Here is a 21,262-nt window from a genome sequence, read left to right as displayed (position 1 = left end):
CCGCCGGAATGATGCCTGAAACCGGCGGCGGCGTCGTACCTCGGCATGGATTAGGGGTCGGGGTAACTTCCGCGGCGCGCGACATCGTCCAGTGAGGACGGGTGAGGGGATGAGTGGGCGGCCTACGTCGCGCTCGATACGTACAGCGAGGACGTACCACGGGATCACCTACGGGGCGCGAGCCCTATCGGTGACGGAGTGCCCGTAGTAGTCGCCGGAGTAACGACCGGCCACGAGGTCCGGGAGAACCGGAATGAGGGCGAAGGGGCACAGGTAGTCAGGAAGTTCAGACGGGGAGGGATGCGGAATGCAGAGTGCTGAAACCGTCCTGGACGTCATCCGGGAACGCGGCAGGAAAGGTCTGCCGCTGGAGAGGCTGTACCGGCAGCTGTTCAACAGGGAACTGTTCCTGCTGGCTTATGGGCGCATCTACTCGAATGCTGGGGCGATGACGCCGGGGGTCACTCGGGAAACCGTGGACGGCATGTCCCTGGCCAAGATCGATACGATCATTGGTGCACTCCGCTCGGAGACCTACCGATGGTCGCCGGCCAGGAGGGTATACGTGCCTAAGAAAGACGGACGCCGACGCCCGATCGGCATGCCGCCGTGGTCGGACAAGATCGTCGCGGAAGTCGTGCGCCTGTTACTTGAGGCGTACTACAACGTGCGGTTCTCTGACCATTCCCACGGATTCCGCCCCGGCCGGGGGTGTCACACCGCTTTGCGCGAGGTGGCCAACACCTGGACTGGGACGACATGGTTCGTCGAGGGCGATCTTGCCGACTACTTCGGGAGCCTGGATCACGAGATCCTGCTCTCGATATTGGCCGAGCACATCCACGACGGCCGGTTCCTGCAACTGATCGACCGGATGCTTAAGGCTGGGTATTTGGAGGACTGGCGGTGGAACGCCACCCTCAGCGGTGCGCCGCAGGGCGGCGTGGCTTCGCCGATCCTGTCCAACATCTACCTGGACCGGTTCGACCAGTGGGTCGAGCAGCAGTTGATTCCGGAGTACAACGTGGGCAGGCGACGTCGCCCCAACCCCGCGTACCAGTGGACCAATAGCAAGATCAGAACGGGGACACGGAGAGGCGATAAGGAAAAGGTGAGCGCGCTACGGCGCGAACGCCGTTCCCTGCCGAGCCTGGACCCTTATGATCCCGGCTACCGGCGCCTTCGGTACGTACGGTATTGCGACGACTTCCTGCTCGGGTTCGCTGGTCCCAAGCACGAGGCAGAAGAAATCAAGGAGAAGGCACGGCATTCCTGCGTGATGAACTCAGGCTGGAGCTGTCCGAACCCAAGACCCTGATCACCCACGCCGCCAGCCAGGCGGCGAGGTTCCTCGGCTACGCGATCAGGACCCAGCGAGCCGACACGAAGATCACCCGTGGTCGCCGGATGGTCAACGGGAAGATCGGCCTGTTTGTGCCCCGGGACGTGATCCGCAAGCGGTGTGCCCGCTACATGAAGCGCGGGAAGCCAGCGATGCGAGGCCTGCTACTCCACGATGAGGATTTCACTATCGTCGCGAAGTACGGGTCAGAGTATCGCGGGTTCGTCTAGTACTACCTCCTCGCCCAGGATGTCTATCGCCTGGGCCCATTGCACCGGGTCATGGAGCTCTCACTGCTCAAGACCCTGGCAAGGAAGCACAGGTCCACCGCCACAAAAATGGCCTGCAAGTACAAGGCGGTCACCATGACAGCGGAGGGACCACGCGCCTGCTTCCAAGTCACAATGCAGCGCGACCGAGGCAGGAAACCACTGATCGCCCGCTTCGGCGGGATTTCCCTTCGCCAGCAGCGCACTACTGCTATCGCCGATATCAAATCGACTATGGCTACTGTCTGGGGCAATGAGTTGATCCATCGGCTCTTGGCCGGACAGTGCGAGATGTGTGAGTCGCGGGTAGGGTTGCAAGTTCACCACATCCGTAAGCTCGCGGACCTCAAGAAGCCGGGTCGGTCGGAACCATCGGTATGGGTGCGTGTGATGGCGCAACGACGACGCAAGACCCTTGTGGTCTGCGCGGCGTGCCATCGCGACATCCATGCGGGACGCGCCACAGCCACCACCCGGAAATGACTACTGGAGAGCCGAGATGCGGTGAAAGCCGCCTTCCGGTTCGGGAAGGGGCCGTCGGAAAAGGACCTCAACCAGAGGCACCTCGTCGGCGGCCTACTTCACTCGGAGGGGGCCGCACGGAAAAGGACCTGCCCAGAGCGGGCACCTCGCCGCGCGGCTTACCCAAGCAACCCGTCTCAAACAGTGGCGAGGCATCGCCACCCGCTACGAGAAGACCACAGCGGATCACGGGCGCGAGTCGGGGCCTGGGCGGCTTGGCGCGCGATGTTCGACGGCCCAGGTCGCGATCTGGGTGCGGGAGGTGAAGCCGAGCTTGCCCAGGATGTTGGCGACGTGGGTTCCTGCGGTGCGCGGGGAGATCACGAGCTTGGTGGCGATCTCCTTGTTCGTCAGCCCCTGGGCGAGTAGGTCGACGACGTCCTTCTCCCGTCGCGTCAGCGGCGTCGGCGCGTTCTCCTCGGTCGACGCGGGTGTGGGCATGGGCGTGGGTGAGTGTGGCCGGTCGACTGTGCAGTCGACCGCTTCGTCAAGGGTGAGTTCGGCACCTGTCTGCACGGCGGTGGCGAACGGCGCCTCGCCGAGTGCTCTCTGCAGGTGTGAGCGGCATTCATTGTGGTGGTGCAGCAGGCGGTCGGCGCCGGGCAGGACGCATCCGACCGACTGCCAGAGGGCCTGTGCCGCGCCGAGCAGCTTGGCTGCCTGGTGGGAGCGCCCGGTGTGAGCTGTGGCCCAGGCGAGGACGTCGAGGCACAGGGCGGTGAGGAGCAGGTCGTGGGCGGGCCGTTCGTCGCGCAGCGCGTCCTGGAGCAGGGTGACCGCGCGCTGGATGTCCCCGCAGAGCCATTGCTGGAGTCCGAGCACCCACAGCGCGTAGCAGCGGGACCATTGTGCGTCGTGGGTGGTGCTCAGGGCCAGGCACTCCTCGCCCAGGTCCGTGGCCCGGGGGTCGTCGGACAGGCAACAGGCCAGGCTGAGCAGGAACAGTGTCTGCCACTGAGCTGCCCGGTCCTGCTGTGCCCGATGGCGGTCAAGGGCGTCTTCCAGAAGGGAGATGGCCCGGCGGTAGTCGTTGTGGAAGAGCGCTGCCAGGCCGGCGAACCGCACCGCGTGGGCGAGTGACTCCGCGTCGCCCAGTGTCTCGGCGACCCCCTGGCACTCGGCCAGCCGGGCTTTCCCAGCGGCGGTGTCCCCGCGCATGTAGGCCAGCCATCCGTCAATCCCCAGCGCCTTGGCCCGAAGGAGGCTGGGCTCCGGGCTTTGTGCCAGGGCCCGGCCCAGCCAGTGGCGCATCTCCTCCACCCCGCCCGCGCCGATCCGGTTGCTCCACAACGAGGTGACCAGACGGAGCCCGCTGTCGGCCTCCCTCGGTGTGCTCATGCAGAACTCCAGGGCGGCGCGGATGTTGGCATGCTCCAGGCCAAGACGGGCGAACCAGGCCATCTGGCGGGGGCTGAGCGATTCGGATTCCGCGCGGGCAGCCAGGCGTTGGTAGTGATCATGGTGGCGGCGCTGCACGGACTCGGGCTCCCCGCTCCCCGCGTCCTCGTCGAGCAGGTCGCGGCCGTACTGCCGGATCATCTCCAACATGCGAAAGCGCACCTGGCCGCGGTGGTCCTCTCGGATCAGGATGGACTTGTCCATCAGCCCGGTCACCACGTCGAGTATCTCCCCCCGGGAGAGGTCGTCCCCCGTGCAGACCTCTTCTGCTGCCTCCAGATCGAAACCCCCGCAAAAGACGGACAGGCGTGCCCACAACCGTCTCTCGGGTGATGTGCACAGCTCGAAGCTCCGGTCGATGGTCGCGCGCAGCGTTCGCTGACGGAGTGGGGTGGCGCGGCAGCCTCGTGCGAGCACGGTGAAACAGCCATCGAGGCGTTCGAGGATCTGGCGCGGGGAGAGGACCCGCAACCGAGCCGTTGCCAACTCGATGGCCAGCGGAATACCGTCGAGCCGGTGGCAGATCCCCGCGACGGCCACCCGTTGGTCATCGCAGAGGGTGAAGCCGGGAACAACCGCCGAGGCCCGGTCCGTAAACAGCCGCACCGCCTCGTACTGCGGCATGACCGCCAGCGGCGGCGGGCGGTCCGGGGCCGGTGTCGACAGCGGCGGCACGGGCAGCAGGTGCTCACCGTCGACCCCCAGCGCCTGCCGACTGCTGGCCAGGACGTGGAGCCCGGGCGCCGATGCGAGCAGGGAGCGCGTCAGCTCCGCACAGGAGGGCAGCAGATGTTCGCAGTTGTCCAACACCAGCAGCAGCCGCCTGCCCGCGAGATGGCCCGCCAGTACTGGCAGCGCTGGTCGGTCCGAGTCGTGATCGAGCCCCAGTGCGGCCAGAACCGTCTGTGCGAGGAGCGCGCCGTCATTCAGCGGGGCCAGGTCCACCACCCATACCCCCTGGGGGAACGAGCGCCGCACCTCGGCCGCGACCCGCAGCGCCAGCCGGGTCTTGCCCACACCGCCCGCCCCGGTCAGCGTGAGCAACCTGGTGTGGGCCAGCAACCGCCGTGCCTCGTACACCTCCCGCCGGCGCCCGACGAAACTCGTTACCTCTGTCGGCAGATTGCCCGCCTCCCGGCCCGAACCCGCCCCGGAGGTGACACCACCCGCCCGGTCTGCGGGGGAGAGACGATCACTGCCCTGATGGTTCTCGCGCATAGCCGCGGTCTCGCCTTCCAACTCGCCTGCCAGGCTCCCGACCGCCGAGGCATCGAAGCCCCTCCATGCTGTCGGGAAATCGTCTGACCACACAGATCATGTAGGGCGCCCGCCCCACGGGAGCAGGGCGAACACGTCCAGCTCGGCCGGCTCGCCACAGCCGTCAGCGGCTCGAAGTCGGCGGCCGCCGCTACCTGATCGAGGAGAGTTGCCCCAAGCACGCTCTTCCGGGGCGCTGGTCGGTACGTCAGAGCCGGCGGGCTCTCCCTGTGCAGTGGTGTGGCGGTGGACCGGCATACGGCATCGCCCTCCGTGGCTACTGGCTTGGTGTTGTCGATGTCCCGGGCCACGGTGCAGCGGGTGTGGTGCGCGCCGTGGCCCGGTCTTGCGCTGCTCGGTTCAGCTCGACTGAATCGACTGGAGCATGTTCAGGCGGGCCGCCCGGCGGGCCGGCCAGATTGCTGCCAGGACACCGATCGCCAGCGCCAGCGCCAGGAGAATCACCAGCTGGCCCCATGGCAGGACCGTCTCGTACGCGTCCATCGTCGAACTCGCCATGCCGCTTCCGGCCCAGGCCAGGAAGATGCCGGTGCCGATGCCGAGCGCCGCGCCGAACATCGAGATGACCACCGACTCCAGCCGGACCATCTGCTTGATGCCGGAGCGGTCGAGGCCGATGGCTCGCAGCATTCCGATCTCGCGGGTGCGCTCGAAGACCGACATGGCCAGGGTGTTGACGACGCCGAGGACCGAGATGAGGAGGGCCATGCCGAGCAGCCCGTACATCATCTTGAGGACTAGGTTGATCGCCCTGCCGCCGTCGTTGATGGCCTGCTCGTGGCTTTGGACCTCCATCAGCGGGCTGTCACCGAGCGCGGCACGGATCTTCCGCTCAAGGCCCGCGGCCTGGCCGGGTTCGGCCTTGACCAGCACCTCTTCGAGCTTCTTGTTGTCGGAGTACGGGAGGACGTCGGCGAGCGTGCCCAGTGCATCCTCCATGGTGGGGGTCTTGGCGTAGACGGCGACGACCTTCAGCTTCACCTTCCTCTCCTTCTCGGCCCGGCCGGTGGTTGTGCCCGCGTTGAGGGTGCTGCCAACTTTGAGCCCGCCCTTGTCGGCGAGCTCGTCGGAGACCGCGATCTTCCCGGGGCCGATGTCGCGCAGCGAACCCGCGCGGAAGTCGAGCCGCGCGGCCTTGCCGAACGCCTTCGGGTCCGTACCGGTGATCTGGGCGAACCCGCCCTTGGTGTCGAACCCCGCCGTGGTGGTGGGGACGGCCGTGGCGACCCCGGGCACTCGCGCGATCTTGGCGGCCGCGCCAACGTCGAGCCCGGTACCGCTCAAGGAGCCGTTGGAGACCTTGTAGTCGGCGGACAGGCCCTGGGTTGCATCCGCGACCAGAGCGCGCTCGGCGGAGTGCCCGACCACGGTCAGACCGGTGACCAGGGCGAGCCCGATCATCAGGGCGGATGCGGTGGCGGCGGTGCGGCGCGGGTTGCGCAGCGCGTTCTCCTTGGCCAGCTTGCCGGTGACGCCGAAGAGGCGGGTGGTGGCCTGGCCGGCCAGGGTGATCAGCGGCCGGGAGAGCAGCGGGGCCAGCACGATCACGCCGACGAGGGTCAGTACACCGCCGAGCATCGCGGTCATCAGGTTGGACTTGGCGGTGGTGGTGAGCGTGGAGACATACACCATCACCAGCACCCCGGCCCCGGTGAGCAGGGCACCGAGCACATTGCGGACCACCAGGGCGCGGGCCGGCGGGGCTTGGTCGACGCTGCTGAGCGCCGTCACAGGGGCGATCTTCGCGGCCTTGCGGGAGGGCAGCCAGGCGGCGAGTACCGTGATGAGGACGCCGACCACGAGCGACCAGACAAGCGTCCCGGACGAGATGACCAGCGGTCCGTCGGGCAGCCCGGCGCCGCTCGCGTTGAGCAGCGGGCGCATGGCGACGGCGATGCCGATCCCGAGTACGAATCCGGTGGCGGAGGCACCGAGCCCGAGGAGGGCGGCCTCGATGAGGACGGAGCGTACGACCTGACGGCGCGAGGCGCCCACGGCTCGCACCAGCGCGATTTCCCGGCTGCGCTGGGCGATGAGCATGGTGAAGGTGTTGGCGATGATGAACGCGCCGATGAACAGCGCGATGCCGGCGAAGCCGAGCAGGGCCTTGGTGAGGGCCCCGGTGCCCTCGACGATCTGGTCGGCCTGCTCGGCGGCCAGGTCTTCGCCCCTGGTGGCCTTGGCGCCCTTGTCGGGGAGCAGTGCCCGCACCCGGTCGGTCAGCTCGCGGTGGTCGGTACCGTCCTTGGCCGCGACCGCGATCTCGTGGAACTGGCCGGGGTGGAGGAAGAGCTTCTGTGCGGTCCTGGTGTCGAAGAGCGTGAGAGTGCCCCCGGCGTTGACCCGCGGGTCGTCGGTGGAGACGGTGCCGACCAGCTTCTTGGCCAGAGCGGGCCCGTCGATGGCGAAGCGGACGGTGTCGCCGATCCGGTAGCCGGCCTTCTCGGCGGTCTTGGCGTCCAGCGCCAGTTCGCCCTCGGAGGCGGGTCCACGGCCTTCCTTCAGCGAGATGCGGCTGTCCTTGCCAGGCAGGTAGTTGGTGGCCAGGTGCTGCCGGGCCTTGTCGGTGTTGACCGGCAGACCGTCCTTGCCGGCCACGGTGACCTCGCCGATGACGGTGGGGCGCACCGCGGCGACGCCGGGCAGCGCGCGGATCTTGTGTGCCAGCGCGGTGTTGAGCGTGCTGGACGGCTTGCCGTCCGGGCCGCCCGCCGCCGCGGCACCGGGCGGCTCCTGGGACTGTTGGGACTGTACGGAGACGGCCACGCCCTTGAGGCTTGTGCCGGTGGCCGTGCGGAAGGCGTTCGCGGTGGTGTCACCGAAGACTAGGGTGCCGGCGACGAAGGCGACGCCCAGCATGACCGCGAGCACGGTCATGATCAATCGGGCTTTGTGCGCAAGGACGTTGCGCAGAGCTGTACGAAGCATGGTCGGATTCAGTCCTGGAGTGATGCGGGGGACAGGGAGCCTTGCGGGTGGACGAGCCGTGCGGGATGGCGCGTCATCTCACCGGTCCGTTGGTGTCGAGGATCCGCATACGGTCGAGCACGGACTCGGGAGTGGGGGCGGCCAGTTCGTCGGTGAGCCGCCCGTCGGCGAGGAAGATCACGCGGTCCGCGTAGGAGGCGGCCACCGGGTCGTGGGTGACCATCACGACCGTCTGCCCCAGCCCGCGTACGGATTCCTGCAGAAAGCCCAGAACCTCCGCGCCGGAATGGGAGTCAAGGTTGCCGGTCGGCTCGTCCGCGAAGATGATCTCCGGTCGGCCGGCCAGCGCGCGGGCCACGGCGACGCGCTGCTGCTGGCCGCCGGAGAGCTGCGAGGGGCGGTGCCGTAGCCGCCCGGAGAGGCCGAGAGTCCCCACGGTCAGCTTCAGCCACTCCTGGTCGGGCTTGCGGCCGGCGATGTCCATAGGCAGCGTGATGTTCTCGATGGCGCTGAGCGTGGGCAGCAGGTTGAACGCCTGGAAGACGAAGCCGATCTTCTCCCGTCGGAGCTTGGTGAGCTGTCGGTCGCCCAGGCTGGACAACTCGGTGTCACCAACGTGGGCAGAGCCCTCGGAGAGCGAGTCGAGCCCCGCCATGCAGTGCATCAGCGTCGACTTACCGGAGCCGGACGGCCCCATGATCGCGGTGAACCGGCCGCGCCCGAACTCCACGCAGACCGAGTCGAGGGCGACGACGCGCGTCTGGCCCTCGCCGTAGACCTTGGTCAGTCCCATGGCGCGGGCGGCGGCACCGGAGGGTGCCCTCAGGCGGGTGGTCTGGGTGGCGGACTGCGACATGGCTACTCCTGGGTCGGGTGCGGGGCTCCCGACCATCGTGGCCGCGGCACACCCCTCAACTCGTCGCTCTCAGGGCGGGGATGTGCCACCTGCCGAAGGTCAGACCCGCCCGGGCCATGTCACCCTCACGGACCACGGCCTCTCTGCCCAATGACAGAGTCGACGGCCACATCCTGGGCTCAGCTCATGAGCCCGGCCTGGTGCGCCAGCAGCGCCGCCTGCACCCGGCTTTCGCACCCCGTCTTCCCCAGGATCGACCCGACATGGGTCTTGACCGTCCCCACCCCGATACCGAGCCGCGTGCCGATCTCCAGGTTCGACAGCCCCGCCCCCAGCATGACCAGTACCTCCCGCTCCCGGTCCGTCAGCCCCGCCACCCTGCTGTCCGGGGCGGCGGCTCCGACACCGGCCGAGCCGCCGTCCAGCATCCGGCGGATGACGGATCCGGTGACGCCGGGCGAGAGCACCGCGTCCCCCGCGGCCGCGGCCCGTACCGCGCGGATCAGCTCCTGCGGCCGCTCGTCCTTGAGCAGGAAGCCGGTGGCGCCCGCCCGCAGGGCCCGGATGACGTTCTCCTCGTCATCGAAGGTGGTGAGCATGACCACCTGCGGCTTGGGGTCGTGGGCGACCAGCGGTTCGACGGCCGCGAGCCCGTCGAGTACGGGCATACGGACGTCGAGGAGCACCACATCGGGCCCGTGCTCGGCGGCGAGCCGGACGGCCTCGGCGCCGTTGGCCGCCTCGCCCACCACCTCGATGCCGTCGGCGTGCTGGAGGATCATCCGGACACTGTGCCGGATCATCTGCTCGTCGTCGGCGAGCAGCACCCGGATCGCGGAATCCGCCTGGGAGCCCGTGGAGTTGGCCTGGTCAGTCATGTGTCCTTCTCCCACCGTGCGGTTCGGTCACCATCGGAACGGTAAAGCGGTCGGTCGCGATCAGAGTGTCGGACCGGAAGCAGTAGCGGACGATCTCCAGCCGCCCACTCTTGAGCTTCTCGCCCGTGTACGGATACATGCAGTCCGTGGCGGAACCCGGCCGCGGCGGCTCGCGCCCGGCGGCGGCCGCGCGCGACGCGTTGCTGTCCCATCCCACGGCGCCCTCCACCTGCTTCCTGCTCATCCCCAACCGGGGCTCCTCGCCGCTCGGGGGTTCGGGAGCGTGCTGCGCCTGGTCCACCAGCACAAGCCCGAACATCATCAACACGCCCACCCCCACCAGGCCGAGCAGCCCGGTGACGGCGTCACCGAGGCGCCGCTGGAGGGCGGAGAGCCCACTGCCGGGCTCGTCGACGGCCACCGGCCCGTTGTCGTACGGCGCCGCGTCCGCCGTCTCCGTACCGGGGCCGGGGGTGGTGGGGATGTCAGCCTCCACGGCGAAGCCGCCACCGGGCGTCCGGTGCGCTTCCAGGGCGCCGCCGAGCAGCGCCACCCGCTCCCGCAGCCCGGTCAGCCCTTGCCCGGAGCCGAGCCCGGTCGCGGCGGCGGGCGGGGTGGGCGGAACGCCGTTGCGCACCTGGACTGCCACCCGCTCGTCGGTGTGGCGGACGGCGACGGTCACGTGGGCCCCGGTCGCATACCGGTGAACGTTGGTGAGCGACTCGCGCACCACTCGGTGGACCGCCCGCCGCACCCGGGCCGGCCGAGCGTCGAGATCGGGTCCCTCCCAGGTGAATGCGACGGGAATACCGCCGCTTTGCGACTCCTCGACCAGCGCCTCGACGTCCGCGCGGGTGCCTGTCGCATCGGTCAGCGCATCCGTGCCGGTGTCCCTCGCCAGCGGGCCGAGGACCCCCAGCGCCGCCCGCAGCTCCTGCATCGCATCGCGCGTGGCACTACGCACCAGAGCGGCCTCGTCCCGCAGCGCGGGCGCCTCCTTGAGCAGCGCCATCTCCAGCCCGCCCGCGTGCAAGGAGACCAGGCTCAGCCGGTGCCCCACCAGATCGTGCATCTCCGCGGCGATACGCGACCGCTCACGCAACCGGGATTCACTGTCCGCCAGCCGCCGCGCCTCCTCGGCGGCGGCGGCTCGCTCCCGCAACGCCCGCAGCAGCCGGTCCTGCTGCCCCGCGGCGACGCCGACCAGCCCCGGCACGACGACCGTGATGGTGGCGAGCACCGCACCAAGGGCGAGACCGAACTCCCATCTGGAAAACCCCATCCAGGGCGCGAACACCACGCAGGTCACCGGTGCCGAGGCGACCGCCGCGAACAGCAGCCCGGCACGCCGCCGCGACATCTGAATCTGCCGGGCCGCAGTGTAGGCGACCACCGCGGTCAGCGGCGCCACGGCGGGCACCACCCCCATCAACGCCGCCAACCCGATCACGCCGGCCCCAGGGAACCGGCGCCGCACCAACACCAGCACCAACGCGACGCCGATGAGCCCCAGGGCCGCCGCCCCGCCCTCCAGCCTGAGGTAGCTCACCGTCCCGCCACCCTGGCACATGAGCAGCACCAGCGCCCCGGCCGGGACCGCCTCGCCCGCCGCCCGCCACAGCCGCCACCCGCACTCCCCGGGCCCCGCAAAGAGGCTTCGGGCCGGGCGGTTCTCGGTGACGGGCGGAGCGCTGAACGACATAACGCCGATTATCACGCTCCCGCAGCAGGGCCTACCTGGTCCTTGGGGGCGACCCCGCCTCTGCCAAAAGACAGAGGCCCTGACGGAAAGCGGACACCAGCCGCGAGACGGTCTACGTGATCACCGACCTGACCAGCCGCCAGGCGTCCCCAGAACGCCTCGCGGCGATCGTCCGCTCGCAGTGGACCATCGAGAACCGGCTCCACTTCGTCCGCGACACCACCTTCGCCGAGGACGCCTCGAAAGTCCGTACCGGTCACGGACCGGACCCCCGAGGCGTCCTGCGCAGCTTCGCGGTCAACCAGCTCCGTGCGGCGGGCCGCACGAACATCGCAGCCGGCCTCCGCGAGTGTCCTACGAGCCCTTCCATCGCCCGCAACGATCCAAGATCATCAGAATTTGAAAGAGCCCTGCTTCCCAGCAACCCTTGAATATCCGTCAGATGACGGATTCATCGGCTGCCTTGCGGGGGCCATTCTTTGACGCATCGCAGACGAGGCAGAGGGCCGGCCCAGATCATCTGGTTCGGCATCGGTCCCGTGCGGTCACCCCCAGGCTGGACTTCCGGCACACCGTGCCTCCTTCACTTGAAACACGGAGGAGAAGCAAATACAGCCAGCGTGTGTGTCAGATACAGCCCAGGAACAAAGAGACACAAGGAGAGAAGATGCGGAAGCTCGGCAGAAGTCTTTCCAAGCTCATTGTCGCTGTTGGCGTCTCGGGAGGGCTCATTCTGGGTGCCTCGGGCGTCGCCACTGCTGCGGCGGGAGACTATCATTGCATGGCCCTGGACCCTGAGGTGTGCGTCTGGCAGGTCGAAGTAACACCTGGCGTTCAGCAGAACGTCGTGATCACGTGGGTGTGGAACGATCCGAGTGGTCCGTCGCCTTCTGCCTCGCCGAGGGTCACCAGGACCTACGAGTTGGGCATTCCTCCCAGCAGTGAATTCTTCCCGACACCGCCGGCACCAGCCAACGACAACGCTGGGGCACGATGGGTCATCGACAGTGTCGCTATTCAGGCGGCCGCATAGGCTCCTAGCGATTGGGAACAGTGTTCCCGGACCTGATCTGTGAACAGAAAGGTGACGAACGGTCCCCACCCGGAACGATCGGGGTGGGGACGCCCCACGTCCACCTGGCAGCACACCGACCGCCCCGACATCAACGGCCACCGCGGATGCCCCAGTCGGCGGAGGAAGCAGAGCGCCCGGGAAGGCCCTTAGACGTCGTTTCACTTGGTGAGTCGGCGGTAGCCGATGAGAGTTGCGGCTATGCCGACGAAGGCGAGGAAGTGCTCGGGCTTGCGTTCATAGCGACGGTGCAGGCGGCGGCATCCGGCGAGCCAGGAAACCGTCCTTTCGACGACCCAACGGTGGCGACCCAGCCGGGTGGAGGACTCGATGCCCTTGCGGGCGATGCGGTGGCGGATGCCTCTCTTACGGAGCCATCGACGCAGGTGGTCGTAGTCGTAGCCCTTGTCGGCATGGAGCTTGGCCGGACGCCGGCGGCGTGGGCCGCGCCGGGAGCGGATGGGCGGGATCCCGCGCACGAGCGGTTCCAGTCCGAGGCTGTCGTGCATGTTGGCGCCGGAGACGCCCAGGGATAGAGGTAGCCCGTTGCGGTCCGTGATCAGGTGGATTTTCGATCCGCTCTTGCCGCGATCGGTCGGATTCGGTCCGGTCAGTGGCCCCCTTTTGCCGCCCTGACGCTGACGGAGTCGATCGCACACCGCGACCAGTCCAACTCGCCGCGGGCACCGAGCTCGTCGAGGATGACGCGGTGGAGCCTGGCCCATACCCGGTCCCGGCTCCACTGGGCGAAGCGCCGGTAGACGGTGGGCCAGGCCGGCCCGAATACCGGCGGCAGCTGCCGCCACGTGCAGCCCGAGGCGGCCACGAAGATGATCGCTGCCAGGCATGCGCGGTCACCGGCCCGTCGGCGGCCGCCGCCTTGCGGGCGTATGACCTCCGTCGGCGGGACCACCCGCCGGAACAGCACCCACAACTCGTCCGGCACCAACCGCTCGACCAGATCCGTCATGCACGGCTCAACGAGCGATCACGCCATCAGAAACGACGTCTAAGGGAGATGGCCTACCGGCGTGGCGAGTCCCCCTGCCAGGTGGCACAAGCCATCCGGGTTCACTGCTCGGTAACCTCGCTGCGCGCCCAGCGCCTGGCCCGGGGTCTGACCCTGAAGGAAGTCGCTGACGGTCTGAACACCCTGGGCAAGGGGCGTGCAGACTCTCCACGGGTGGATGGTGATCAGCTTGGACACTGGGAGACTGGCCGGCACCAACCGCGCCCTGCCACCGTCGGACTGCTCTGCGAGTACTACGGGTGCGGATCCCAGGATTTGGGGTATGGGCCCGCAGCCGTTGCCATCCAGGTTTCGTCGAGTGCTGCTGTCCTGGTTGATCCGCTAGTTGCACCCCCGACCTCGCTGGGGCCGGGGGTCGCCGGGACTTTCGAACAGCAAGTGGACGCGGCACGAAGGTCGGTGGACCGTACACTGGCGGTTGGTACTGTCAGCGCGACCCAGCTGGACCTGTTGGATGAGCAGGTGCTCTGGGCGCGCGAGCAATATGTCTACACGCCACCTGCGCCGATGATCGCAGTGCTCCTCGGTCACTTGTCGGAGGTAGAGGACCTGGCAGTGGACCGGCAGCCAGCTGCCGTCCAGGTCCGGCTGTCGGAGTTGACTGCCATGCTCGCCACCTTGATCGCTGATGCCTTGATGAAGCTGGGACAACTGCCCCGATCGCAGTCCTGGTACGCCACGGCGCGCAACGCGGCGGATGACAGCGGCAACACCGAGGTGCGGGCGAGGGTGAGGGCACAGGCCGCGATGCTGCCCTTCTACTATGGTCCGCTCGAGGCGGCGGTCAGTCTGTCCCGGGAGGCTCGGATCATATGCCGCGGTCGGCCCAGCGCCACTACGGCGTTCGCGTCAGCCGCCGAGGCGCGCGCCTTGGCGAAGTTGGGTGATGTCGAGGGTGCGGATGCTGCGCTTCGGCACGCGACTGCGGCGTTCGAGCAAAGCAAGGCCGGAGGCTCAACAGAGAACGACGCATTCGCTTTTCCCGAGAGACGGTTTAGGCTATACGAGAGTGGGACCCTGACAGCTCTGGGCCGAACAGACCAGGCACGTCGCGTTCAGGAGGCCGCCCTTCGGCTCTACCCGACCAAGACAGGAATCGACCCAGCACTCCTCGGTTTCGAGAAGGCCATCTGCTTGGCCCACGAGGGCAATCCGGTCAAGGCGTGCGAACTTGCTAGCATCACGTTCCTGAGAATCGCCCCGGAGCACCGCACTCCGATCGTGGAACAGCGAGCTCGCGAGGTTATCGGTGCCCTTCCCTCTGATGCCCAAAGAGGTCGAGCTGCACGACAGCTACACGAGATCCTTGGCTGCCCTCCCGGATAGAGGTGACAGCATCGCCTCTCATCGGCCAGCCTGGACCCCATGACAGAAGCGGCGCCTGCCCCTGGCGGGTTCGATGAGTCCGAGATGCATCAGGTCCTGAAACGAGGCTGCGCGACCATCGGTCTTGACTGCTCCGACGCACGCCTCCTTCGAGGGCACACCAATGCGGTCATCCTTCTCGAAAAGGAACATGTCGTTGCCAAGATCGCACGAAGGGGATCGCGCGTCGATGACGTAGCGCGCACGGTCAAATTCGTCCGCTGGCTTATGGATACTGGATTCCCCACCGTCCCGCTGCTTCCTCCCGACCAGCCGGTCGTCATTGACCGGCAAGCCATTACCTTCTGGTCCTACCTGCCCCAGCCTGATCAACCGGTTGCTGCGGCCCAGCTCGCCAAGCCTCTTGGCGCGCTCCACACAATCACCACGCCGCCCGTGGCCCTACCGCATCACGACAACCTCACTACGATCCGCCGGTCGCTCGCGGCGATCACCTGCCTACCCGAAGAGGCACTGTCGTTTCTGGCCGAGTATGCCGATCAGCTTGAGGCCGACCTTGGTGCGGTGGAGTTCGAGCTACCAGAGGGGGTGATACAGGGCGATCCGCAGCACCGAAACGCCCTCCACACCGGTGAAGGCGAAGCCGTCCTCTGCGACTGGGATACCGTGGCTGTCGGCCAGCCGGAGTGGGATCTCGTCACCCTGGAGGTTCACTGCCGGCGTTTCGGCCATGGACAAGGGCATTACACGGCCTTCGCCGAGGCCTACGGCTGGGATGTCACACGCTGGCCGGGGTACTGTACTTTGGCCGCAATCCGTGAGCTGCAGATGATCACCACCAATGCGCGGAAGGTCAACCATGCTCCAAGCAGCTTGCAGGAGGTTGAGCGACGTGTGAACGGGCTTCGTCGTCAGGACAGGTGTGTGCAGTGGAAGCTGCTCTGATGACAAGTCAGGTTTCCCGCCGAGTGGGCCGTTTACCCCCGGCGTCACATCCGGTGGTGCCTGAGGCCTTCCATGGTGTGCAGCGGCCGCATGATCCTTGTGTCTTGGGACATTGACTCAGATGTGAGCGCTAGCTTCCATTGCCGCTGCACATTGACGGCATGTGGGGCCGTTGACGCAGGTCGGACGAAAGATCGGCCTGGACGGACTCGATGTGCTTGTGATGGACAGGCATAAGCGGTCCGAGACAACAATTGATGGGCTCTTTGATTGTGACTCTGACCGCAGTTCCGGAGCTGTTGGTGATCTTCAGCTCGCGAGGCGGTGGCAAAGCTGTTGGAAGTGGCTGACCGAGTGGGGAGGGCGTTCTTGTGTTTTGCCCGGAGGGAAGCACTCGCTGAGGCGGATGACGTTGGCGCCCGCGGCTGTCGGTCATTCCAAAACCTCCGCCAAGACGGTTGCATCACGGCGAGGAGCGGAGCACTCGTCGCGCATACGCCAGCAGTTCACGGCGAGCGGCGTCCTCGGAGGCCGGTCTCCGGGTGGACCACTCATTGCGCAGTTCCTCCACACGGCGGGCCACGTCCTCGGCCTCGGCCAGCAGCCTGTCAGTCAGCCCCTGAGCGGCGCCCCCGGCAGTCGGCCCGGTGACGATGGCGGGGCCGTAGATGAGGTACGGCAGGTCCAATCCCCGCCAGGCACAGGCCAGCGTCCAGGCCGCTGGGTTCACCGATAACCGCATCCTGACTCCATCGCCATGGACGTGTAAGAGCGAGCCTTTTCCAAGCTGATGTTGCAGCTCAGGGTGGTGTGGCGGACCCGATGATTGAGGGGTGCGAGGCTCCAGATAGGACAGCTGTCGACCAAGACTCGAAGCCCCGATCGGGAGCCTCGCCATGCTGTCCTACCCCGCCACGATTCCGTTGTCCAGCCGGACCCTGAACCACCTCGCCGACCGCATCCGCGGCCACCGCCAGCAGCGCCGGTCCCGCTGGCGGCGCCTCGAGCCCGGTCGCCAAGCCCTGCTCGCCCTGGCCCACCTGCGCAACGGTGACACCTACACCCGCCTCGCGGCCGGCTTCCAGATCGGCGTCGCCACCGCCTGGCGCTACGTTCAGGAAGCCATCTCCCTACTCAGCGCAGCCGCCGACGGCCTGGACACCGCCATGCGGCGCATCCGGCAGCTGGCGTACGCGATCCTGGACGGCACGCTGATCTCGATCGACCGGGTCGCCGACCAGAAGCCGTACTACTCCGGCAAACACAAACGGCACGGCGTGAACGTGCAGGTCATCGCGGACGCCGCCGGCGGGCTCGTCTGGGCGTCACCGGCACTACCCGGCTCGGCGCATGATCTGACCGCCGCCCGGGCCCACGGCATCATCGACGCGCTGACCAGCGAGAAGGTGATGACCTTCGCCGACAAGGGGTACCAAGGCGCCCGCGGAAGCGTCCGCACGCCGTTCAAACGACGTCGATTCAGGCCCAAGCTGTCCCGGCGGCAGAAGGCCGTCAACCGCGCCCACGCGAAGATCCGCGCTCGCGGCGAACGGGCCATCGCTACCCTCAAAACCTGGAGAATCCTGGTCAAGCAGCGCTGCTGCCCGCGCCGAGCCACCGCAATCGTGCAGGCCATCCTCGTCCTGCACCACGTCGAGTCACCGCGCTACGAAGGATGAAACGGCTCACTGGATGCCGGCTCGTCTGCGATCGATGTGCCGGCGCGGTCGCCGGTGCCCGGCAGGTCCTTGGCGAGCCGGCCTGCGAGTGCGCTCACCGGGCATCGACCGGGTGAGGACGCCGAGTGTGAGCAGAGCGAGCGCCGGCAGCACGGCGACGATGATTCCCATCGGCAAGGCGTCGGTGGCGCCACCCGCGCCGGCCAGCGGAGCAAGTGCCCCGCCGAACATGAACTGGCTGAAGCCGAGCAGAGCGGCGGCCGACCCGGCGTGTCCGCCGTGGTCGGCCAGGGCCTGGGCCGCGGCGTTCGGCATGACCAGGCCCACGCTGGAGACCAGGACGAACAGGCCGATCAGGAGCACGGGCAGGGGTGCCCGTGCCAGCACCGCGCCCAGGACCGTGGTGCCACCGGCTGTCGCGCCCAGCAGACCGGCGAGCAGCAGCACGCGGGCGCCGGCCCGGGCCACCAGCCGGCCGCTGATCTGGGCGGCCACAATGAGTCCGGCGGCGTTGACGGCGAACACGGCGCTGTACTGCTGCGGTGACAGGCCGTGGATTTCCTGCAGGACGAACGGCGAGCCGGAGATGTAGGCGAACATCGCCGCGAAGACCAGGCCGTTGGCCAGGACGTACCCGGTGAAGACCCGGTCGCTGAGCAGCTGCCCGACGACAGCCAGCAGCGGCTGGCGTGACGCGGAGGGCCGGGTCTCCGGCAGTCCTGCGGCGGAGGCCGCTAGCATCACGGCGCCGAGTACGGCCAGGGCCACGAAGATTCCAGGCCAGGCCGTGACGCGCAGTAGCTGGCCGCCGAGGACCGGCGCGAACACCGGCGCCAGGCCGGTGATCAAGGTCAGTGCGGAGAAGAGACGTGCGGTGCGGGTTCCGGAGGTGCGGTCGCGGACCATGGCGTTGGCGATGACGATGCCGAACGCCCCGCCGATGCCCTGGACCAGGCGTAGGCCGACGAAGGTCCGGACGTCGGGTGCCACCGCGCAGAGCGCGCTGGCGATCGTGTAGAGGGCGAGGCCCGCCAGCAACGGACGCCGCCGGCCGTAGGTGTCGCTCAGCGGCCCGGCGATCAGCTGCCCGATGGCCAGCCCGGCCAGACAGGCGGTGATGGTGAGCTGGGTGGCCGCGGCGCTGGCGCGCAGGTCGCCGGCGAGGTCCGGCAGTCCGGGCAGGTAGCCGTCGATGGACAGTGGTCCCAGGGCCACGAGCGCTGCGAGCAGGACGATGAATCGGGTGTGCCGGCCGGCGGCGTCGTTGCTCATGGCTCAGTACGCCACGGTGATGCGGCGGCGGATCGCGGTGCCGCTCTCGATCGTGTCGGCCAAGGCGATCGCGTAGTCGGCGTACGAGATGCGGCTGTTGCCGTCGTCGTCGGTGAGCAGGGTGTCCCCGGCGCTGCGGTAGGCCCCGGTCCGCTCGCCCGCTCCGATGACCGCGGCGGGCGACACGTACGTCCAGTCGAGGTCGTGCACGCCGCGGTAGAGGTCGAGCGCTTCGGACTGGGCCTGGGCGTTGGCCTTCCACAGCGCGGGGAAGTCCGGGTCGTCCATGACCCGGGCGCCGGTCGGCGTGCGCAGGCTACCGGCACCGCCGATGGTGACCAGGCGGGTGACGCCGGCTCGGCGGAGTCCGTCGATCAGCGCACGGGCGGCACCGACGATCGTGGCGCGGTCGCTTTCCTGGCCGATCCGGGGGCCGACGGCCGAGAGCACGGCGTCGTGGGAGGCGGCGAGGCCGGCGACCGCCGCGGGGTCGGTGACGTCACCGGTGGTCACGGTCAGGGCCTTGTGCTCGAGGCCGTCGACGTGGCCGGCTCGGGTGACCGCGGTGACGGTGTGGCCGCGCCGCAGCAATTCCTCGGTGGTGGGCCGACCGATGTTGCCGCTGGCACCGAACAGGACGATCTTCATGTGTTGCTCCTTGTTTCTGATGGTCAGAGGACGGGCTGGCCGTCGGCGATGATGGCCGCGGTGATGCCCCGCTCGTCGGCGGCGTGCTGAAAGCGCTGCTCGATGTCGGGTTGTTCGGTGTAGAACGGCGGGTTGTGGAACAGGCCGTAGTGCATGGCGCAGACGGTGCCGGCGCCGAGTACGACGGCGGCCTCGACGCCCTGCTCGGGGGTCATGGTCGCCGGGACGTTGGCCGCGTAGCCCTCGAAGTGGGCGATGACGCCGTTGACCGGGACGAACGCGACGTCGAACGGGCCGTGGTCGCGGGCGATCTGCCACCAGCTGCCGTGCCACTGGGTGTCGCCGCAGTGGATGACCCGCCGGCCGGTGCCTTCGACGACCCAGGCGACCTGGTCACAGTCGTTGCCGCGCCAGTCCAGCGAGGTCACCGGGGTGACGGTCAGCTTTCCGATGCGCCGTGACTGGCCCAGGTCCTGGGCAACGGGGGTGATGCCCGCCTCGCGCAGCCCGGCCGCGCTCGGGGTGTGGCAGCCGATCGTGCCGGTGGCCGCGATCCGGGCGATCAGGTCGTGGTCGTAGTGGTCGGGGTGCAGGTGGGTGATGAGGGCGTGGGTGCCGGGCGGGGTATCGACCGGGTCGACCGGCCGGTGCGGCGGCCCCATCACCGGCGCCAGCGGAGCGACGTTCTCGAGCGGGTCGATCAGCAGGCGGGTGTCGCCGAGACGGATCTCGACGCCGGCCCAGGCCAGCCGACGCACGGAAAGGGTGGTGGTCATGGGCAGCGACGCTAGACCGACGTTGTTGAGAAAGTCAACAAGAGAGTTTTGAATCTCAACGTCGCAATGTAGGGTGGTGGCATGCGCACCTACGGGCAGTACTGCGGCATCGCGAAAGCACTGGACACCATCGGCGACCGATGGACCCTGCTGATCGTCCGCGAACTGCTCGCCCTGGGGCCTTGCCGGCACACCGACCTGCGCAACGGGCTGCCCGGGATCGCCAGCAACCTGCTGGTCGACCGGCTCCGCGAACTCGAGGAAGCCGGCCTGATCCACCGCGAGGCCGCCCCGCCACCGGTGGCCACCACCCTGTTCTCCCTCACCGAGCGTGGCCGCGCGCTGGAGCCGGTGCTGCAGGAACTGAGCCGATGGGGAATTCCGCTGTTGCGTGAGCCGGCCGGCAGCGACACCTTCCGCACCCACTGGCTGGACATGCCCGCCCGGGCACTGACCGACCACCGCCCCGACCAGCCGGCAATCGCCCTGCAACTGCACGCCGACGGCAACGAAGACCTGGTCATCGAAGTCAAGGACGGCTCGGTGCACACCCACGCCGGCCGGGTCGACCACCCCACCGCGTCCCTGACCGGACCGCCGCACCTGCTGGCCGCGACCCTGCTCGGCGACCTCGATCTGAGCGCCGCAGTACAGCAAGGCCTGCGGCTCAGCGGCGAACACGAGGCAGTACTGCGCATCCTGCCCCGCTGAACGACCGGCCGCTCGCGAGACTGCGACCTCAAGCTCTACCGCGTCTGCGCCGGTCTCAAAAACGGTCCATTGAGCGTTTTCCAACTGGCTTTGGGCAGCTGAGGGCGCGTATCGGGGTAGAGCGCGGGGTCGGGTGAGGCTCCCGGTAAGACAAGCAATCGACCAAGAAAGATGCCCCTCCCGGGAGCCTCGTTGCTGTCCTACCCTGCCGCGATCCCGCTGTCCACCCGATCGCTGAACCACCTCGCCGACCTGATCCGCACCCATCGCCAGCAACGCCGATCACACTGGCGCCGCCTCAAACCCGGCCGTCAAGCGCTCCTGGCGCTGGCCCACCTTCGCAACGGCGACACGTTCACCCGGCTGGCAGCCGGCTTCCAGATCGGGGTGGCCACCGCCTGGCGCTACGTCCGCGAAGCGATCACCCTGCTCGCGGCGACCGCCGAGCACCTGCAGACAGCCATGACCCGGATTCGCCTCCTGGCCTACGCGATCCTCGGCGGCACCCTTCCCGATCGACCGTGTCCACCATCAGAAGCCTTATTACTCCGGAAAACATCGCCGCCACGGTATGAACGTCCAGGTCATCGCGGACGCTGCGGGACGTCTCGTCTGGGCCTCGGCCGCGCT

Annotated in this window: 16 protein-coding genes and 2 pseudogenes; 8 read left to right on the top strand and 10 right to left on the bottom strand. The window is 68.2% G+C overall.

Features of this window, described 5'->3' with window-relative positions:
- Nucleotides 1-307 precede the first annotated feature (307 nt).
- Nucleotides 308-2,094 (top strand): annotated as a pseudogene (locus tag JK363_RS44485) (reverse transcriptase/maturase family protein).
- Nucleotides 2,095-2,319: 225 nt separating this feature from the next.
- On the opposite strand, the gene JK363_RS44480 reads toward JK363_RS44485, so the two are convergent.
- The 5 genes from JK363_RS44480 to JK363_RS39725 form a co-directional block, all read right to left on the bottom strand.
- Nucleotides 2,320-4,749 (bottom strand): LuxR C-terminal-related transcriptional regulator, encoded by a 2,430-nt coding sequence (locus tag JK363_RS44480; RefSeq protein WP_307822068.1) that lies wholly within the window; start codon nucleotides 4,747-4,749, stop codon nucleotides 2,320-2,322.
- A 399-nt stretch (nucleotides 4,750-5,148) separates the two neighbouring features.
- Complete coding sequence (locus tag JK363_RS39740) at nucleotides 5,149-7,737, bottom strand: ABC transporter permease (protein WP_201883218.1); 2,589 nt, start codon at nucleotides 7,735-7,737, stop codon at nucleotides 5,149-5,151.
- Nucleotides 7,738-7,810: 73 nt separating this feature from the next.
- Nucleotides 7,811-8,593: an ABC transporter ATP-binding protein gene (locus JK363_RS39735; protein ID WP_201883217.1), complete on the bottom strand. Its 783-nt coding sequence runs from the start codon at nucleotides 8,591-8,593 to the stop codon at nucleotides 7,811-7,813.
- 179 nt (nucleotides 8,594-8,772) lie between these two features.
- Nucleotides 8,773-9,471 (bottom strand): response regulator, encoded by a 699-nt coding sequence (locus JK363_RS39730; RefSeq protein ID WP_201883216.1) that lies wholly within the window; start codon nucleotides 9,469-9,471, stop codon nucleotides 8,773-8,775.
- Nucleotides 9,464-11,173, bottom strand: coding sequence for a sensor histidine kinase (locus JK363_RS39725; protein WP_201883215.1), 1,710 nt, complete (start codon nucleotides 11,171-11,173; stop codon nucleotides 9,464-9,466). The genes JK363_RS39730 and JK363_RS39725 overlap by 8 nt, the downstream gene beginning before the upstream one ends.
- A 116-nt stretch (nucleotides 11,174-11,289) precedes the next feature.
- Between JK363_RS39725 and JK363_RS39720 the strand changes: the two genes are divergently transcribed.
- Nucleotides 11,290-11,604, top strand: a complete 315-nt coding sequence (locus tag JK363_RS39720) for a transposase (RefSeq protein WP_201883213.1) — start codon at nucleotides 11,290-11,292, stop codon at nucleotides 11,602-11,604.
- Nucleotides 11,605-11,840: 236 nt separating this feature from the next.
- Nucleotides 11,841-12,206 carry a hypothetical protein gene (locus JK363_RS39715; protein WP_201883210.1) on the top strand — a complete coding sequence of 122 codons (366 nt, stop codon included), beginning with the start codon at nucleotides 11,841-11,843 and terminating at the stop codon, nucleotides 12,204-12,206.
- A gap of 200 nt (nucleotides 12,207-12,406) precedes the next feature.
- Here JK363_RS39715 and JK363_RS39710 read toward each other — a convergent pair.
- A protein-coding gene (locus tag JK363_RS39710) for an IS5 family transposase (protein WP_201883208.1) occupies nucleotides 12,407-13,215 on the bottom strand; the annotation gives its coding sequence in 2 pieces (ribosomal slippage) (nucleotides 12,407-12,873 and nucleotides 12,873-13,215; 810 coding nt in all).
- A 48-nt stretch (nucleotides 13,216-13,263) separates the two neighbouring features.
- On the opposite strand from JK363_RS39710, the gene JK363_RS39705 reads away from it, so the two are divergent.
- A complete protein-coding gene (locus tag JK363_RS39705; protein WP_201883207.1) occupies nucleotides 13,264-14,601 on the top strand; it encodes a helix-turn-helix domain-containing protein in 1,338 nt (445 codons plus the stop codon).
- Nucleotides 14,602-14,640: 39 nt separating this feature from the next.
- Nucleotides 14,641-15,546: a phosphotransferase gene (locus JK363_RS39700; RefSeq protein WP_201883206.1), complete on the top strand. Its 906-nt coding sequence runs from the start codon at nucleotides 14,641-14,643 to the stop codon at nucleotides 15,544-15,546.
- Nucleotides 15,547-16,009: 463 nt separating this feature from the next.
- Here JK363_RS39700 and JK363_RS39695 read toward each other — a convergent pair whose 3' ends face one another.
- Nucleotides 16,010-16,288 carry a hypothetical protein gene (locus JK363_RS39695; RefSeq protein WP_201883204.1) on the bottom strand — a complete coding sequence of 93 codons (279 nt, stop codon included), beginning with the start codon at nucleotides 16,286-16,288 and terminating at the stop codon, nucleotides 16,010-16,012.
- A gap of 154 nt (nucleotides 16,289-16,442) precedes the next feature.
- Between JK363_RS39695 and JK363_RS39690 the strand changes: the two genes are divergently transcribed.
- Nucleotides 16,443-17,225: a transposase family protein gene (locus JK363_RS39690; protein ID WP_201883203.1), complete on the top strand. Its 783-nt coding sequence runs from the start codon at nucleotides 16,443-16,445 to the stop codon at nucleotides 17,223-17,225.
- A gap of 6 nt (nucleotides 17,226-17,231) precedes the next feature.
- Here JK363_RS39690 and JK363_RS39685 read toward each other — a convergent pair whose 3' ends face one another.
- From JK363_RS39685 to JK363_RS39675, 3 genes are read right to left on the bottom strand one after another with little or no spacing between them, the layout of a single operon-like run.
- On the bottom strand, nucleotides 17,232-18,497 hold the full coding sequence (locus JK363_RS39685; protein WP_201883202.1) for a multidrug effflux MFS transporter: 1,266 nt from the start codon (nucleotides 18,495-18,497) through the stop codon (nucleotides 17,232-17,234).
- A 3-nt stretch (nucleotides 18,498-18,500) separates the two neighbouring features.
- Nucleotides 18,501-19,145: an NAD(P)-dependent oxidoreductase gene (locus tag JK363_RS39680; protein ID WP_201883201.1), complete on the bottom strand. Its 645-nt coding sequence runs from the start codon at nucleotides 19,143-19,145 to the stop codon at nucleotides 18,501-18,503.
- A gap of 23 nt (nucleotides 19,146-19,168) precedes the next feature.
- Nucleotides 19,169-19,921 (bottom strand): MBL fold metallo-hydrolase, encoded by a 753-nt coding sequence (locus tag JK363_RS39675; RefSeq protein WP_201883199.1) that lies wholly within the window; start codon nucleotides 19,919-19,921, stop codon nucleotides 19,169-19,171.
- Between the two features lie 81 nt (nucleotides 19,922-20,002).
- Here JK363_RS39675 and JK363_RS39670 point away from each other — a divergent pair, with 81 nt between their 5' ends.
- Together JK363_RS39670 and JK363_RS39665 are read left to right on the top strand one after the other, a co-directional pair.
- On the top strand, nucleotides 20,003-20,632 hold the full coding sequence (locus JK363_RS39670; RefSeq protein ID WP_201883198.1) for a winged helix-turn-helix transcriptional regulator: 630 nt from the start codon (nucleotides 20,003-20,005) through the stop codon (nucleotides 20,630-20,632).
- 192 nt (nucleotides 20,633-20,824) lie between these two features.
- Nucleotides 20,825-21,262: pseudogene (locus tag JK363_RS39665) on the top strand (transposase family protein); the annotation flags it as partial.

Origin of the sequence: Streptomyces coffeae (assembly GCF_016741875.1) — a bacterium.
GTDB classification, from domain to species: domain Bacteria; phylum Actinomycetota; class Actinomycetes; order Streptomycetales; family Streptomycetaceae; genus Streptomyces; species Streptomyces coffeae.
The sequence above is the reverse complement of the archived record's forward strand: the minus strand, read 5'-3'. Positions and strand labels throughout refer to the sequence as shown.